Annotated in this window: 11 protein-coding genes and 2 pseudogenes; 8 read left to right on the top strand and 5 right to left on the bottom strand. The window is 60.6% G+C overall.

The window, feature by feature from the left end; translation table 11 throughout:
- The first annotated feature begins 282 nt into the window (after positions 1 to 282).
- Entirely contained in the window at positions 283 to 1587 is a 1305-nt protein-coding gene (locus tag NGM68_RS13895) for an RNA-guided endonuclease InsQ/TnpB family protein (RefSeq protein ID WP_252698836.1), read from the top strand.
- A gap of 55 nt (positions 1588 to 1642) precedes the next feature.
- Here NGM68_RS13895 and NGM68_RS13890 read toward each other — a convergent pair.
- Positions 1643 to 2728, bottom strand: a pseudogene (locus NGM68_RS13890) (RNA-guided endonuclease TnpB family protein); the annotation flags it as partial.
- Positions 2729 to 2838: 110 nt separating this feature from the next.
- On the opposite strand from NGM68_RS13890, the pseudogene NGM68_RS18360 reads away from it, so the two are divergent.
- Positions 2839 to 2940 (top strand): annotated as a pseudogene (locus NGM68_RS18360) (RNA-guided endonuclease InsQ/TnpB family protein); the annotation flags it as partial.
- 49 nt (positions 2941 to 2989) lie between these two features.
- Here NGM68_RS18360 and NGM68_RS13885 read toward each other — a convergent pair.
- Positions 2990 to 4207 (bottom strand): iron transporter, encoded by a 1218-nt coding sequence (locus NGM68_RS13885; protein WP_252698835.1) that lies wholly within the window; start codon positions 4205 to 4207, stop codon positions 2990 to 2992.
- A 92-nt stretch (positions 4208 to 4299) separates the two neighbouring features.
- Here NGM68_RS13885 and NGM68_RS13880 point away from each other — a divergent pair, with 92 nt between their 5' ends.
- From NGM68_RS13880 to NGM68_RS13855, 6 genes are all read left to right on the top strand, one after another.
- Complete coding sequence (locus NGM68_RS13880; protein WP_252698834.1) at positions 4300 to 5121, top strand: SCO family protein; 822 nt, start codon at positions 4300 to 4302, stop codon at positions 5119 to 5121.
- A gap of 1 nt (position 5122) precedes the next feature.
- Positions 5123 to 5656, top strand: coding sequence for a TlpA family protein disulfide reductase (locus tag NGM68_RS13875; protein ID WP_252698833.1), 534 nt, complete (start codon positions 5123 to 5125; stop codon positions 5654 to 5656).
- 1 nt (position 5657) lies between these two features.
- A complete protein-coding gene (locus NGM68_RS13870) occupies positions 5658 to 6332 on the top strand; it encodes a cytochrome c biogenesis protein CcdA (RefSeq protein WP_252698832.1) in 675 nt (224 codons plus the stop codon).
- A 161-nt stretch (positions 6333 to 6493) separates the two neighbouring features.
- Entirely contained in the window at positions 6494 to 7738 is a 1245-nt protein-coding gene (locus tag NGM68_RS13865; protein ID WP_252698831.1) for an RNA-guided endonuclease InsQ/TnpB family protein, read from the top strand.
- 125 nt (positions 7739 to 7863) lie between these two features.
- Positions 7864 to 11238, top strand: a complete 3375-nt coding sequence (locus NGM68_RS13860) for a helix-turn-helix domain-containing protein (RefSeq protein ID WP_252698830.1) — start codon at positions 7864 to 7866, stop codon at positions 11236 to 11238.
- A 281-nt stretch (positions 11239 to 11519) separates the two neighbouring features.
- On the top strand, positions 11520 to 12209 hold the full coding sequence (locus NGM68_RS13855; RefSeq protein WP_252698829.1) for a helix-turn-helix domain-containing protein: 690 nt from the start codon (positions 11520 to 11522) through the stop codon (positions 12207 to 12209).
- 36 nt (positions 12210 to 12245) lie between these two features.
- Here the strand turns inward: NGM68_RS13855 and NGM68_RS13850 are convergent, their stop codons facing one another.
- From NGM68_RS13850 to NGM68_RS13840, 3 genes are all read right to left on the bottom strand, one after another.
- Positions 12246 to 13511, bottom strand: coding sequence for an RNA-guided endonuclease InsQ/TnpB family protein (locus NGM68_RS13850; RefSeq protein ID WP_252698828.1), 1266 nt, complete (start codon positions 13509 to 13511; stop codon positions 12246 to 12248).
- A gap of 168 nt (positions 13512 to 13679) precedes the next feature.
- Entirely contained in the window at positions 13680 to 14123 is a 444-nt protein-coding gene (locus NGM68_RS13845; RefSeq protein ID WP_252698827.1) for an SHOCT domain-containing protein, read from the bottom strand.
- A 92-nt stretch (positions 14124 to 14215) separates the two neighbouring features.
- Entirely contained in the window at positions 14216 to 16279 is a 2064-nt protein-coding gene (locus NGM68_RS13840; RefSeq protein ID WP_252698826.1) for a cation:proton antiporter, read from the bottom strand.
- Positions 16280 to 17003 lie beyond the last annotated feature (724 nt).

Below are 17003 nucleotides of genomic sequence, written 5' to 3'. Positions count from 1 at the left end.
CTGAAAGTAGGCGCTAAGCCCCCTTCCTCAGCGAGCGCCGAAGGCGTGAGCAGGGAGGGGATACAGCGCCGCACATTTCTCAAGCACGTTTGATGCTCGGCCCACAGGCCAACGTTCACCGAAGTTATTATGCGTGTGGCGTGCATAGTGTGCATTACGGTGAAACGGAAGACAATCACCATCCGGGAGGATCAAGACGAGTGGATAGAGGGCCAACACCTCAACCTCTCATCGTTCGTCCGTGAGAAACTTGACGAACTAATCGAGGAACGAGAGTAACGGATGTACTACGCCTACAAGTACCGTCTCAATCCGTCCGACGCCCACCGCGAGGAGTTGAACCGCCACCGAGACATTTGTAGGCAACTGTACAATCACGCGCTCTACCGCTTTGACCAAATCCCTGAGGGGTCAGGCACGCTCAATCAGCGTGTTCGATCCATCCGGGACGAAGTCCCGTCTCTGAAAGATTGGTGGGAGGCCCTTTCAGACGTGTACTCGACAGTTCTGCAAACGGCGGTCATGCGAATCGAGCAGAACGTCAAAGGCCTCTCCAAACTCAAGGAGAACGGCTACGGCGTCGGTCAACTCACGTGGAAGCCACCACGGGAGTTCCGTAGTTTTACGTACAGTCAGTCTGGCTTCAAGCTCGACAAGAAGGGCGGTCAGACTGTGCTGTCACTCTCGAAACTCGCGGACATACCGATACGGCTTCACCGCGCCACCCCTGACAACGCGAAACTCAAGCAGATCACGCTCAAGAAAGAGCCGACGGGCGAGTGGTTCGCCACGTTCGGCGTTGAAGTGGATCGCGAACCACCCGAGAAATCCGACAAACTGACCGACGTGGTTGGTATCGACGTAGGGATTCTCAAGTACGCCCACGACACCGACGGCACGGCGGTCGGGTCGCTCGACCTCTCGAACGAACGTGAACGCTTGGAACGCGAACAGCGGACACTCTCGCGGAAGCAACACGGGTCGAACAACTACGAGAAGCAACGGCGGCGCGTGGCGGAGTGTTACGCCGGCCTGAAACGGAAGCGGCGGGACTTCTTGCACAAACTCTCGGCGTACTACGCTCGGGAGTACGACCTCGTAGCGGTCGAAGACCTGAACGTGAAGGGGATGATGGAGTCGCCGTCGAACAGCCGCAACACGGCGTCTGCGGGGTGGCAAACGTTCCTCTCGTTGCTCGAATACAAGTGCGAACGCGAAGGAACGCACTTCGTGGAGGTCGACCCGAGAGGGACGACCAAGGAGTGCGCGTCCTGCGGCGTCTCGACGGAGAAGCCGTTGTGGGTTCGTGAACACTCCTGTCCGGCGTGTGGGTTTGAGGCGGACAGGGACGCGAATGCGGCGTGGAACATTCTTTCTCGCGGCCTCGGAGATGTAGGAGTGGGATACTCCGAACCAACGCCTGTGAATCGCCTCGGGGTCAAGCCCCGAGGCTTCCCGTGGATTAGTCGGACACACCCATGCGACCATCGGTCTGATAGCCTCGAACGGTCGGGTGGGTCACGGTCGGCTGATTCACACAGCCCGATGTCTGCCGTCGCAGTTTCCGAACAGTCGGCAACGTGTTGAGAGCAGGCACATTTCGATTCAACTTCTCCAATCCTTTCTTCGCAATATTCACTGCCGCGTTCCGGTCAGCGTGGTCTTGCCGACCACACGCGTTGCACTTGAACCGCTTCTTCCGACGATTCGACCGAGCCGTATGCTCACACTCAGTAAAAGAACACGTCTGGCTGGTGTACGCCGGGTCGATGTCATCGCTTGGAATCCCCTCGAACGCCGCTTTGTACGCGACGAACGAACGGAGTTTGTGAAACGGTAGTGAGTGCAACCGACGATTCATCCGAGTACCGTAATCAATCAAATCTCGCATATGCTTGAGGTCTTCAAACACAACGAGCGGCGACTCGAATTGCTGAACCCACTCCACGACCCGTCGGGAGACTTGATGGAGTTGGTCGTGAACGTATCGCTCCTCTTTGTTCTCGAATATACGGTCGAACGCTGTCTGCCCAACGTTCTGCATTCGCTTACGCATCGTGAAGTACCGATGGCGCTCTTTCTTGATTTCCGGGTAGTCGATAACCACGGAATCAACGATGTCGTCATCACGAAGGGCGGCAAGAGCTACACAGCCCTCATTAATGTCCACACCCACGATGGTGTGAGCGTCAGTCTTGTCTTGGACTGTTGCTTCGAGGTCAGTGACGTTGACGTGGAGTTCGTGGTTGCCGTTGCGAGTCATCGCTTCAGCGGTTCCCACCCGCCATTCGTCACTTTCGAGGGCGTGTTCGAGGAGTTCGAGGGTGTCTGGTGCGCCACGAAGCTTGCCGTTCACCGGATTGTACGGCTTGGCACTGATGCGATAGTGTATGCCGTCGTCTTCGAGCGTGAGATTGTAGCCTTCAGTGAAGTTCATCCGCAACGGGTACGGCCCAGTCTTCTCGTGACTGGGCGTGTTGTAGTCGTCGCGGTCGTAGGACTGCTGAACTGCATCAAGTGCCTTGGCGACGATTCGTTGCGTGGTGTTCTTCACGAGGTCGGCATCGTCTTCAAGACGTGGCGAAATGTCGCCCCAGTCCATCCCATCTTTTGCTAATCGGATGGTCTGATTGTACACCCACCGAGCTTCATTATACGCGTCGGAGAGAAGTCGCTTGTCATCGGATTGGAGTTGGAAGACGAGTGTCTTCGTAAGCGACTTTTCCATACCCTAATCGACGTACTTGGGTGTTGTAAATGTATGGATTAGCGTTGATAGGTTAGGCGTTGTCGGCATTCACCCTCGGGGTCAAGCCCCGAGGCACTCTGCCTTGACCGCCTGTAGAGACTGCACTCCCTGTGGATACGTTCGTATCTGCAAAGCGCGTCGTTGAAACAGGAAGCCCCACCCTCAAGCGCGAGCCGTCAGGCGAGCGGTAGGGTGGGGTAGTTCACGGACGTTCAACGGAAATCGACGGGCCCATCATCACTACAGCTCGAACGTGATCGGATCGAACTCGAAGAAGGCCGTCTCGTACCCGTCGTGGCGCGAGACCTGCGGCGGCGTGTCGACGGTGACGGTGACTCGATCGGCCTGCTCGAGTTCACCAGCAGCAAGCCCGTAGTGATGGCCGAACTCGTGATCGATCGTTTCGACGAGACGGGACTCGAGCAGCGTCGAGCCCTCTGCCTCGAACGTCGTCGAGAGCGACATAAACGGGAGGATGACGTCGTTGTAGGGCGTTCGGGGACAGACGGCCAGATACGGGTCGCCGTTCTCACTGAATCGCTCGAGATCGGTCACGAGCGCGGCGATGGCAGCGTCACCGGTCGTTTCGGTGCCGAGGAGCGTACCGTGGAGGCTGTCGACGGCTGGGCCGCGGGATGTGGGGTGATCGGTGTGGTCACCGTGGTCGTCGTGATCGCTGTGACTGTCGTCGTGGTCACCGTGGTCGTCGTGATCGCTGTGACTGTCGTCGTCACTGTCATGACCATCGGATTCATCCCGATCTCCGTTGCTCTCGCCAGCGTGATCGCCGTGGTCACTGTGATCCATCAACGGCAACGCCCCTCGAGTCCCCCGTTCGTCCTCGTCGGTCAGATTCAACGAGAGATCGTGGATATCCGATCGGGCGTACTCGAAGTCCACCTCCAGCGTCGACAGCGACTCGAGGCGACCCTCGAGGTCGCCCGTCCGACGGGTCGTGACGGGGCCAACGGACATGCGTGCAGTGTACCTACCCTCGCCCGGGAGGGTGACGTTGTCGCCGTAGTGAAACCCCATCCGCTGGGAGAGCATCGACCACGGGGTGTCACCGTGGACAAGATCGCCGTCGGCGTCGACGATCTCCAGCCCCATATCGACGGGGAGGACGACACCGGTGACGTCGTCCCAGACGGTCATCATCAGGTGGAGGGTGTCGTCGGGTTGGACGTCGACGCGTTCGCGATCACCGGCGACGAGCCAGAACCGGTGGGGGAACGTAAAGGAGAGTTCGACGACGTACTCGCCGTCGCTTGCCCGTCCGTAGACACCCATCTCCTCGGACGAAGACGGGATATAGACGGCGTCTGGACGATCGTCGACCATGGGTGGGGTGTCCCAGGCCGACTGTTCCTCGAAGCCCAGGCGTTCGAGACAGCCGGCGAACCCCAGCGACCCACCGATCGCGGTGGTATACAACAGATCTCGCCGAGAGAGGGGCATACCACTGTTTTAGAACGAGTACAAAAAACCACTGTCGGTTTTTCGACCGCCGAACCAACGAGCCTTTCATCGACTGGCCCCTGGCATCGAATATGGACAGACGGACGTACCTCGGCGGACTGACCACGGCAGGCCTCGCAGGACTGGCGGGTTGTCTTGGAACGCTCGAGGAGACGACGTCGGCGCTCGGCGGCGAGGAACCAGGCCGGGGTAACTGGGGGGACGGTCAGACCGTGCTCGACCCACCGACGGAGGATCGTGGCGACCCGATCCACCCAATCCACGGACACGAGATGCCGGACTTTTCGCTCCCAGACCCGTTGTCCGGCGAGACCATCTCCTCGAGCGATTTCGAAGGCGAGAAAGCCTACCTCATGACCTTCTTTTTCACGTCGTGTCCCGACGGGGCCTGTCCGGCGCTACTGTTGCGCCTGCGTCGCGCCCAGGCCGATTCGATCGAACGCGGCTACGACGACGACCTCTCGCTGCTGGCGATGACGTTCGATCCCGAACGCGACACGGCAGACGTGCTCGAGGAGTATGGAGAACAACAGGGCGTCGATTTCGAGGCCGGAAACTGGCACTTCCTCCGGCCTGAGAACTACGAGGACGGGAAGGCGTTGCTCGAGGACGAGATTGGGATGCTCATCGATCGGGTGGAAGACGGTGATGATCACGACGGTCACGATGACGATGAGAACGACGATCACGGTGACCACGACGGCCACGACGGAAACGACGACCACAACAGCCACACCGACGACGACCACGATCACGGCGAGTACACCTTCACCCACATCAACCTGATCCTGCTCGTCAACGAACACGGCGTCGTCGAACGTTCCTACCCTCGCGGTGCGATGGTCGACACCTCGAAGGTGCTCGAGGACGTACGGGCAGTAACTGGCAACTAGCATGCGCCGACGGGAACTCCTCGCTGGCATCGGCAGTCTCGGCATCCTCGCTGCTGGGGGAGCCGTCGCCATGGGCGGCGCCTCGTCGATCCAGTCGTCACTCCAGCATCGGTTCGGCCCGGATGTCGACCAACTCGAGCTCGAGACTGTCGACGCCCGGGGGAGCGAACCGGGAACGATCGCACTCCCGTCGCTCGAGCAGCCGACGTTTATCGACTTCTTTGGAACCTGGTGTCCGCCATGTGTCGAGCAGATGCCCGCGCTGGCTGACGCCCACGACCACCTCGGCGACACGGTAACGTTCGTATCGGTGACGCTCGAGAACGCACCAGACGACGACATCGCCGACTGGTGGGGCGAACACGATGGACAGTGGACGATTGCACGAGATCGAACCGCTGAACTCGCCGAGCGTTACGGCCTCTCGGGCTATCCGTACGCGGTGGCAATCGACGAACACGGCGTCGAGCGCTGGTCTGATGCCGGCGTCAAAACCGCCGACGAACTGATCGACGGCATCGAACGGGCGCTCTAAGATGGTGGATCTCACTCTCGTTCCGACGCTCGCGTTTGCGATCGGAGCCGGTGTTGCGACGTTCTTTTCTCCCTGTGCGTACCCGCTGTTGCCCGGCTACGTCGGCTACTACGTGAGTCAAACCGAGGGTGGCGAGGCGACACTCGGTGGCTCGCTCTCCAGAGGTCTCATCGCCGGCGTCGGCGTCATCGCCACCTTCCTCGTCCTCCTCGGCGCGACGTTCGTCGTCGGGCACTCACAACTCGAGAACATCGTCCTTTTCGAACCGATCGTGGGCGCGATCCTGGTCGTCTTCGGCGTCCTCGTCGTGTTCGACCGAGCCCCCTCACTGACGATCGCGCTCCCACAGCGACGCTCGAGCGTCCTCGGGTTCGGCGTATTCGGGGCGGGGTACGCCCTCGCGGCCGCTGGCTGTGTCGCACCGCTGTTTATCGGTGTCCTGGGGAGTGCCCTCTCGCTGTCGGCAGTCAGTGGGCTCCTCGTCATCCTGGCATACGTCGGCACCGTCACCCTCCTCATGATCTCACTGACCGTCGCAACCGGGATGGGGCTGGTCGCCGGGTCGGGGTGGCTCACCGCTCACACGGGTACGCTCAAGCGAGTCGCCGGTGGGATCATGATCGTGGCCGGCCTCGGACAGCTGTATCTGGCGTTCTTCGTGCTCGACGTACTCTGAACGGCTGTTTCAGCATAAATCGAGGTGGAGCCTCCGACCTCAAGGAGCGAGTGTAGCGAGCGAGTAGGTCGGAGAGGAAACCGACAACGGACGACGCAACCGCACGACGGTAGCTACCCGCCTCCCAAGCATATAAGTACCGTTAGACAGCAATCTGAAACATGGAGGTTCGTCGAACAGCGCCGGTCAAACTCGTCGTTCCGGATGAGCGCCGCGACGACCTCCACGAATCCGCTCGACAGTTCCTCTACTGTGCGAATCGTGCTGGTGAGGTCTGTTGGGACGGGAACTCCTACACGAACTGCATCACTGCGAACTCAACTGCGCGAGACGCACTCTACGCGGAGCTGCGAGAGGAAACCGATCTCACCGCGAACCTCGTCCAAGAAGCCATCCGACGCGCCGTCCAAGCCGTCAAAGGATGCGTCGAACGGTGGAAACAGGGCAAGCGTGTGAGCCAGCCGGAGTTCACGTCGTGGAGCATGGTCTACGATAAGCGAAGTGCCACGTTCTACCGGAACAAAGTCTCGCTCTCCACCGTCAACGGGCGTGTCGAGTGCGACTTTGAACTTCCGGCAGACAGTCCGACCCCCTACGAGCAGTATGTTCTCTCGCAGGACTACGAGTTCCGGGCGAGTACACTGCAATACGACAAGGCGACCGACGAGTTCTACTTCCACATTACGACCCGGAAGTACGATGACGACGAATCCGAGGTTTCGACAGATACCGGGCACCAAACAGTCCTCGGTATCGACCTCGGCGTCAACAGCCTCGCTGTTTCCTCAACCGGCCGCTTTTGTCAGGGGAACGACTACGACCATTGGTGCCGCGAGTTCGAGAAACGGCGTGGTGAGATGCAACAGCACGGCACGCAAGCCGCGCACAATGCGCTTCTGCGCCTCGGCAAACGCGAAGAAGCGTGGCGCAAACAGTACATCCACACCGTCGCCAACGAGATTGTTACGGAAGCTGTTGAGAACGGGTGCGACGTGATCGTGTTCGAGGACTTAACGGACATCCGTGAGCGGCTTCCACAGGCTAAATGGCACCACCTCTGGGCGTTCCGACGCCTTATCGAGTACGTCGAATACAAGGCACCGGAACGTGGCGTCACGGTGAAGCAAGTTGCGCCGAACCACACGTCCCAACGCTGTTCTCGGACGGACTGCGGGTTCACGCACGAAGCGAACCGCCACGGAGAACACTTCGAGTGCCAGAAGTGCGGCTACGAGGTCAACGCGGACTATAACGCGGCGAAAAATATCGGGATACGATACGCCCGAAAGCAGAAACACAGACTCCGTTCCTCGCCCAAGTCGGGGAGCGGAGACGCACCAGTAGACGTGCGTGTGAATGGTGGGATGTTGAACGGCGAGAGTTACCAGCCTATTGCTGGCGACTGATTGCCGGGAGTCCACATCAAAGCCCTACCCTCAACGAGCGAACCCCGTATGGGGTGAGCGAAGTAGGGTAGGGTAGTTTACCGAGTCCAATCCATCGCTACCGGTGAATACGGTGGGCCTACTTAATGGCCGCACGCTGGTTCGTACTCGAACAGTGGACTGCCGTGAGCGAACGGACGCCCCTCGAGCGCCGTGAGACGACACCTGTACTCGTAGTCGATCCGACAGCGACGGCGACGCAGATGCTCACAGACGCCCTGGGTGAACGGGCCGTCCGTCGGGTCGCCGATGTCGAGTCGGCCCTCGACGTTGGGCGGGAAACAACGGTCTGCTGTCTGGTGTATCCGTTCGCGGAACTCTCTCCAGGCGACCGCGAGCGGATACAGCAGGTCGCCGAGTGTCCGATCCTCGCGCTAGTATCGCCACCCGAGGCGAGGGCAGCCCTCGGGGCGGGCGCGACGGACGTCCTCGATCCGGGGGCCGATCCGGCAGTCGTTCGCGCACGCGTACGGACAGTACTGAAAGGATCCGAGGACGTGATTGAGGGGGCCGAGAAGGATCGCAGCGACGAGCGCCAGCGAACCGCATCCTCGCTCGAGTCAGCCGACATCGCCCGTCGGTTCCTCGAGTCCGGGCCGATCGCCTGGCTCCGTCTCGGCGACGGAAACACCGTCATCGCCGCAGGGGCAGCCATCGAGCCGACTCTGGGCCGCCTCCCGAGCGAGATACAGGGACAACGCATCGAGGAGATGGTCAATCCCGCCGATCGATCGGCGGTACGTCAGACCGTCGACGCGGTCTCACCGCACGGGAGAACGCAGTCGACGGCAGTCGCCCGATTCAGACACGCCGATGGCTCCTGGATTCGCCAAACCGTGACCGCGATAGCGAGCCCAAAAACGGATGCCGACGGAGAAATTGAATCGGATACTGACGGGAAAATCGATCTCGTTCTATCACCGGCAGCTGCACCACCGACGGACGACCTCGTCCATTGGGTCGAATCGGTCGACCGACCCGCACTCGCCGTCGACGACACCTGGAACCTGGTGGCCGCATCCAGGGCCGCGTCCTCACGGTTCGAGCCGGGGAGGGCGGATGCCACCCTCTGGGACGTGCTTCCGGCGAGGATACGAGAGCGGTTTTCCGACAGTCTCAAGCAGTGCCGCCAGACCGAGTCACCGGTTCGTTTCACCACTCCCCGCTTCGACAAGCAAGGCGAGACGGAACGTTCCGGTATCGACCACGCAGAAGCCGACGAACTCGAGTGGCTCGCGGCCCCGACGTCGAGCGGCGTCATGGCAATCACACTCACCTCAGCGACACCTGCAGAACCGCTCCAGCAGTCACGGACGCTCGAGACGGTCGTCGACGCGCTCGGTATCGGCGTGCTGCTCGTCGATCGAAACACCGGGCACCTGCAGGCGATAAACGAGGCTGGACGCCGTCTGCTCGGGCCGACAGATGGGGAGCATATCGGCCAGTCCCTCGAGGCACTGATCGATGACCGAACCCGCGAGCGGGTTCACAGCCGAACGGCGGCCACCCCCGTTGGGCGAGCGGGGACGTTCACAGCGACGGTACACACCGCTGACGGTGATCGAACGCTGTCTGCCGCTGTCGTCTCCGTCGATGCTGATCGGTACGCCCTCGGACTGCTCGACGGTGGGTCACCGACGGTCGATACCACGACGGTCTCGACGCTCGCGGGCGTGGCTCACGACGTTCGGACGACGACACGGCCCTCCCGTCTCGCCGCGATCGCTGCCGATGGCGTGTTGCAAACCACCCCCTCCTCGGCTGTCGGGGTCTATCTTCGCGAGGGTGATCGACTCCACCCCGCGGCCGTCAAACCGTCCGATTCCGACCCGCCACTGTCGCTGCCGACGCTCGAGACGGTGACGGTACCCGCACTCGATCCGCGGGAACTCATCGGTCCGGCGATGGGACTCGCTGACTCGACGGCGTTCGATTCCCTCTTCGAACGGGTGGGACTGCACACCGAACACGTACTACTCGTTCCACTCGGCGACCAGGGAATCGTCTTCGCGACCGGCCTCGGACTGCGGACTCTCGATCCGGTCGACGTCGACGCGCTCTCCATCCTCGCTGCAGTCGTGACGGATCGGCTCGAAACGCTCGAGAATGCCCGGAATCGGGATGGGCTCGAAAATCGACTCGAAGGGATCGAAGCCCAACTCGACCGGCAACGGGAACTGGAAGCGGTCGTCACAACGATCGACGAGCGGATGGCTGCCGGAAGCAACCGGGAACACCTCGAGTCCGCGATCTGTGACGACCTGGCAGCCCTCACGTGGGTGACGGGCGTCTGGATCGGATCGATCGACCTCGAGGACGGGCAGTATCGCACGCGAGCAACTGCGGGTGGATCCGTCTCCCCGTTCGTCGACGGGAGGGGGACGATCTCGGAAACGGACGTCGACTCGCTCGAGTCAGTCGTCGGTTCGAGGACAGTGACCGTCGAACAAGCGGACACCTGGACTGAGCGAGACGCAGGGATCGATCGGCCCGGACAGGACGGCGACGGGGACACTCGAGAAGAGCGAGGCGGACGGGTCGTTGCCTCCCTCCCACTCGTTTTCGACGAGCGACAGTACGGAGTCCTGGCGCTCGCCATCACCGACCCACCAGCCGATTCGACGCTCACCGGTCTCGAGGCACTTCGGACGACACTGACGCTCGCCAACGCTCTCGAGGAGTATCGGCAGTTCGTAACCAGCGAGGATCGACTCGAACTCGAGTTCGCCCTGCCCGCACACGACGTGACGGAGGAGGGGGCCGACCGTGCTTCGACGGATCGATCACCGTCCAGCGACGCCACTGCACGCGAGTCGGTCGACGATCCACTGATCGACCTTGCCGTGGGCTGTCGGTGTCGGGTGGATCTGCTCACATTGAGTCACACCGACTCTGGCGCGAGCGCCGTGCTCTCGCTGGGTATGGACGATGGAGAACTCGACAGAGAGACCGTAGGGGCGGCCCTCGAGGACATCGACGGTCTCGAGGGTGGCACCCTCTCGCGTTCCCGCGGTGATCGACTCCACCTCGAAACGGCGATTCGGGAGTCGAATATCGGGTCGGTCGTGGGAACCCACGGCGGGAAACTCACACGAATCGACGCCACGGATCATCGTCCGCGAATCGTGATCGACGTCGCCCCCGGAACCAGCATTCGGACGTTCGCCGACCGCCTCGAGAAACGGTACCCGGACATCGAACTCCGGTCGAAACGGGTCGTCTCGGCGGAGAGCAATCGGGACGGAACCTTCAGCGAGCACCTCCGCGAGCAGTTGACCGACCGACAGCTCGAGACGCTCCGGGTCACCTACCACGCGGGCTACTTCGAGTGGCCCCGCGATCGAACTGGTGGCGAGGTGGCCGAGTTGCTCGACGTCTCACAGCCGACGTTCACGCGCCACCTCAGGACGGCCGAGCGAAAGCTATTCGAACTGCTCTTCGAGGAGGGGTGGCTCGAGTAGCGGACTCGGACGTGAACACGAGGTGCGTACCGAGTGAAACAGATAATTACCGGGCGATAATCGCGCTGTTACGCTATGTCGCTGGCGGAAAGTCCGTGTTACTCAGGGAGGACAGACAGTCAAGATATCGTATCAATGAATACGTTTAGCGTCGATTAATCACCACCTGAGTGTATTTAGCGTCCACCACCAAGTGACTCGGGTCGAAATGCACGCTTGATGTATGCGTTGTCGATAAGCGTCGATTACTCTCTCGAACAATGGATTACGGTGATCGAACGATGAGCACCAAGCCATCCGAGACCGATCAGATCTCACTTCATTCACAGGCGGGGGGCAGTATCGTTGCCGAACTCGAACTCGATCACGAAGCACTGGTACTTCGGCCGACCCTCCGTGAGCTCTCGAGCGGCCGGGTCGAGATCGAGTACTGGAGCGACCTCGAGGACGGACGAACGGTCATCTTCTTCGGGGCAGAATCCGTCCCGTTCTCGGAGTTCGAGGCCGCACTCGCGAACGATACGACGATACGAGAACCGACACTCGTCGATCGGTACCCACGGAAACGGGTCTACCGCGCCACCGTGTGTACCGAGACGGTACGGTTCACGAGTCGGATTGCCGAATTCGACGGGCGCATTCTGAGCCTCACCGGCGGAAAGACGGGGTGGATCGCGCGGCTTCAGTTCCCTGATCGGGACGGGTTGGTGGCGTTCAACCGCGCCTGCAAAGGACTCGGTATCTCGTTTCACGTCAACCATCTGCGGCTGGCGAACCCCGAGGACACCACCGTGGTCGGGCTGACGGAAAAACAGGAACGCCTGCTCACCGTCGCGTACGAGGAGGGGTATTTCGACGTGCCTCGAGGCATCTCACAGGACGAACTCGCCGAGATGTTGGGAATTTCGAAGTCGGCCGTCTCACAGCGGTTGCGTCGGGCGATGAACGAGCTGTGTGAAACGTCGCTGTGAACCGCCTCGGGGTCAAGCCCCGAGGCTTCCCGTGGTTTAATCGGACACTCCCACGCGACCATCGGCTTGGTGGCCTCGAACGGTTGCGTGGGTCACGGTCGGCTGGTTCACACAGCCCGATGCCTGCCGTCGCAGTTTCCGAACAACCGGAAGCGTGTTGAGAGCAGGCACATTTCGATTCAACTTCTCCAATCCTTTCTTCGCAATATTCACTGCCGCGTTTCGGTCAGCGTGGTCTTGCCGACCACACGCGTTGCACTTGAACCGCTTCTTCCGGCGATTCGACCGAGTCGTATGCTCACACTTTGAGAAAGAACACGTCTGGCTGGTGTACGCCGGGTCGATGTCATCGTTCGGAATCCCCTCGAACGCCGCTTTGTACGTGACGAACGAGCGGAGTTTGTGAAACGGCAGGGAGTGCAACCGACGATTCATCCGAGTACCGTAATCAATCGAATCTCGCATATGCTTGAGGTCTTCAAACACAACGAGCGGCGACACGAATTGCTGAACCCACACCACAATTCGCCGGGAGACTTGGTGGAGTTGGTCGTGAACGTATCGTTCCTCTTTGTTCTCGAATATACGGTCGAACGCTGTCTGCCCAACGTTCTGCATTCGCTTACGCATCGTGAAGTACCGATGGCGCTCTTTCTTGATTTCCGGGTAGTCGATAACCACGGAATCAACGATGTCGTCATCACGAAGGGCTGAAAGAGCCACGCAATCTTCGTTGATGTCTACGCCTACAATGGTCTGAGCGTCGTGTTTGTCTTGAACCGTGGCTTCGAGATGAGTAACGTTGACGTGTAGTTCGTGATTTCCGTTGCGTGCCATCGCTTCGGCGGTTCCGACACGCCACTCGTCACGTTCGAGGGCTTGTTCGAGGAGTTCGAGGTTGTCTGGTGCGCCACGAAGTGTACCTTTCACCGGATTGTACGGCTTGGCACTGATTCGGTAGTGTATCCCGTTGTCTTTGCGTGTGAGATTGTACCCCTCGGTGAAGTTCATTCGCAACGGGTATGGCCCAGTTTTCTCGTGACTGGGTGTGTTGTAGTCGTCGCGGTTGTAGGACTGCTGAAGTGCATCAAGTGCTTTAGCGACAATGCGTTGCGTGGTGTTCTTCACGAGGTCTGCCTCGTCTTCAAGACGTGGTGAGATGTCGTCCCAGTCCATCCCGTTTTTCGCTAATTGGATGGTCTGGTTGTACACCCACCGAGCTTCATTATACGCGTCGGAGAGAAGTCGCTTGTCATCGGATTGGAGTTGGAAGACGAGTGTCTTCGTAAGCGACTTTTCCATACCCTAATCGACGTACTTGGGTGTTGTAAAGGTATGGATTAGCGTTGATAGGTTAGGCGTTGTCGGCTTCACCCTCGGGGTCAAGCCCCGAGGCACTCGCCTTGAACCGCCTGTAGATTCCGTCGAGTTTTTAGACCCGGCGTCGAATTGGTGAGTGCGTCTCGTCACCTACTCGCGCTCGGTCAACCGGTCGCCCCGCTCCCGGTTCGTGTACCAATCTTCGACGTTCTCCAGCGACTCGGTTTCGACGAGCAACTCGAGTTTTCGCTCGAATTGCTCGTCCGTAAGCTCACCACGCGCGTATCGGTCGCGCAACGTCTCCAGTGCGTCTTCAGTCGTCGCTTCGTCGTCAGGGGGTGGCGATTCGGTTGCCTCCGCTGGCTCGTCCTCGAAGATGTCGTCCCAAAATTCGTCGCTGAGCGGATCCCACTTGCGCCAGTCGTCCGCACCGAACAGCAATCCAACGAGTGGAACGATGACGAAGAGTCCAACGACGAAGAATACCCATGCATACGGGATGCTCAGCCCATAGGCGACGATACTCAACCCGATGACGAGTAACGCGGTGGCAGACGTAATATTTTCCTGGAGTCGTTCAATCGGGCCGCTCATACGGAAGGAGAAGGGAACCGTGTACAAGAAGAATACGGCCTCGTCGACGACTCTCAAAACACACACGAGTGAACGCTGCGGTCACTCGACGATCACTCGAGTCGCAGGTACCGCCGGTCGTACTCCGGTTCGCCCTGACGCGGATGGATCGTGATGAACGACTCCGGTGGGAGTTCTGCGAGTCGACCCGGCAAATCCGCCAGTTCCGGGTGCCAACCGACGTCGCCCTTGCGCGGCGCGATGGCAATAATCAGATCATCTTCGCCCGCGCGCGACTCGAGCGTCGGGAGCAAGTCACCCCACTGGTCGACGGCATCGAACTCGGCCGAGACGTCCTCCTCGACGAGTTCGAAGAGCCGGTCGACCTGGTGGGTGCGTCCCTCCACGATGAGGACGGACAACGGGACGCCGAGGCTCGCGGCGAGCCGTTTCGTGATGTGCACGGCCTCGTAGAACCCCTCGTGGTGGTCGGCACCGATCGGGACGACGACGGTGATCTCTTTCGTCGTGTTGATCGGGTGGCCGAGTCGGCTGATCAACACCGGAAGCGAGGTTCGCTCGAGCACCTGATCGATGATACTGCCGAAAATCCGATGGCTGAACGAGCGTTTGGCGTCCCAGCCCATCAGGATCTGGTTCGCCTGCACCTCGAGGGCCCCCTGGACGATGCCGCTGGCGACGTTGTGGCTCACGCGCGTTTCGGTGTGTACCGGCACCTCGGCCGCGCCACCGATTTCGGCGACCCGATCGAGATCCTCGCTGACGGCTGCGATCTGTTCCTCGGTTCGAACGTTCCGGTCGCGTTGCACCACCGTCAGCACGTGCACCGGTTCCGTACCGCGCTGGCCTTTCAGGACGAACGCCAACTCGAGCAATCGCTCTTGCATCTCGGCGTGGTGAGAGAGCGGCAACAGAATGTTCGGATCGAGCACGCTGTCTTCGCCCTGTTCGACCTCCCGCTCGAGGGCGAGTTTGGTCGCGGCTCGCTCGGTGAGCCACGGACTGACCAGGGCGGTGACGAGCAAGAGCAAGACGACGGCGTTCAACACTTGGTCGCCGAAGACCCCGGCGTCGACGCCGACGAGGGTGATCGCCAGCGCAGCGGCAGCCTGGCCGGTCGAGAGGCCGAAGATGACGCCGCGTTCGTTGGCGTCGTAGCCCTGGACGGTCGAAACCAGCCACGCGGCCGCCCACTTCGTCGTGAGCATGACGACGGTGACGACGGCGGCGATCTGGATCGTCTCGAGCCCGGCGACGATGACTGTGGGATTGACGAGCATCCCGACGTGCAGGAGGAAGAACGGAATGAAAAACGCGTTGCCGACGAACTCGATCCGATTGATGAGCGTGCCACCCTGTGGGATGAGCCGGTTCAGCGCGAGGCCGGCGACGAACGCACCGAGAATGGGGGCGATATCGAGTACTTCGGCGAGGCTCGCGGCGGCGAACAGTGCGACCATCACGAACAGGAATTCGAAGTAGCTCTCCTGGCTGAAGGTCTGGAAGAACCGTCGGGACAGCGGTGGGATCAGGAACCAGATGGCACCGAACAGGACGACCAGGCTGGCGAACACCGAGAGGAACAGCCAGACGGTCAGTTCGCCGTCGATCGCCCCGGTGACGATCGCGAGGACGATGAGCGCGAGCGTGTCCGTAAAGAGGATGCCACCGAAGACGGCGGTGACCGCCCGGTTTTTCGTGACGTTGAGCTGGTTGACGATCGGGTAGGCGAGCAGCGTGTGCGAGGCGAACACGGCCGCCAGCAACAGTGCCGCCAGCAGGTCGAACCCGAGAATCGTCATGGCGGCAACCGTCCCCACGGTGAACGGAAGGAAGAAGCTCGTCAGTCCGAAAAGGGCGGCGTTCTCTGGCGCGTCCGAAAAGCCCCGCAAGTCGAGTTCGAGGCCGACGGTGAACAGCAGGTAGATGAGGCCGACCTCGCCGAGCAGAATGATCGCGTCGGTGTGTTCGACGATCTCGAGGGCATCGGGCCCGATGATCGCCCCGACGAGGACGATGCCGACGATCCCTGGCTGGCCGAAGTGTTTGACGACCAGCGGCCCGCCGAGGAAGACGATCATCGCGATCGTAAACACCAGCACCGGCTCCTCGAGCGAGAGACCGACCGGTGAGACCGGGAGAAACGGGAGTATCATGACGATCTTTTGGGCTGGGGTAGACGATACCGGCGCACGTTCCTACTCATCTCTACTGCCTCCGACTAACGCCGTACGCAGAACGACGTCGACGATTGCGTTGCGTTCTATTTTGTGGTACTGTCCGGGTGACTAATAAGTCGTGGGCTTTCCTCGTGGCGGAGCAATGGGATCTCGAGTGAAGGTCAGTGGAGATCTCGAGTCAGACCGGGAGCCAATCGTCACGAGAACCCAGTTGGAACCTGTTCGCTGTGCCCACCGTGGCTCGTCTGACGCGATAGAGGAGCCCGTGAAACGACGGGCTGACTGACCGGTTGTTTGCACTCGTTTCTCGACAGTAGCCCGACCCAAACCGGAGACAATTCCGAGATTGGTGACCATACGTCGAGAAACACTTGCCTTCACCTCTCGAACCACGTCCCAACTCGTGAAAGAAACCGTTTCGGTGGATACGCGGTCACACGAAGACGGTTGCACGACCTGACGCAATGGCTCATCGTTCGGTGCAGGTACGGGGAGGCTATCACTGCCGTTAGTGAATCTATAGTAATGGGCCGAGCGCCACTTTGAGTGGGTATGTCAGTGCACCGAATACCGCGTCGAGTAACCCGTAGCGGATCCCCCTCTTCAGCGGTCGCAACCGCCCCGCACACCACCGGCCGGACAGATCTTTTCTCTCCTCGCCGAAAAGCCCAGCGAACAGCGGCCAGCCGCGACTGTCAGC

The organism is Natronosalvus vescus (genome assembly GCF_023973145.1).
Classification (GTDB): Archaea; Halobacteriota; Halobacteria; order Halobacteriales; family Natrialbaceae; genus Natronosalvus; species Natronosalvus vescus.
This window is presented reverse-complemented; position numbering and strand designations above follow the sequence as displayed.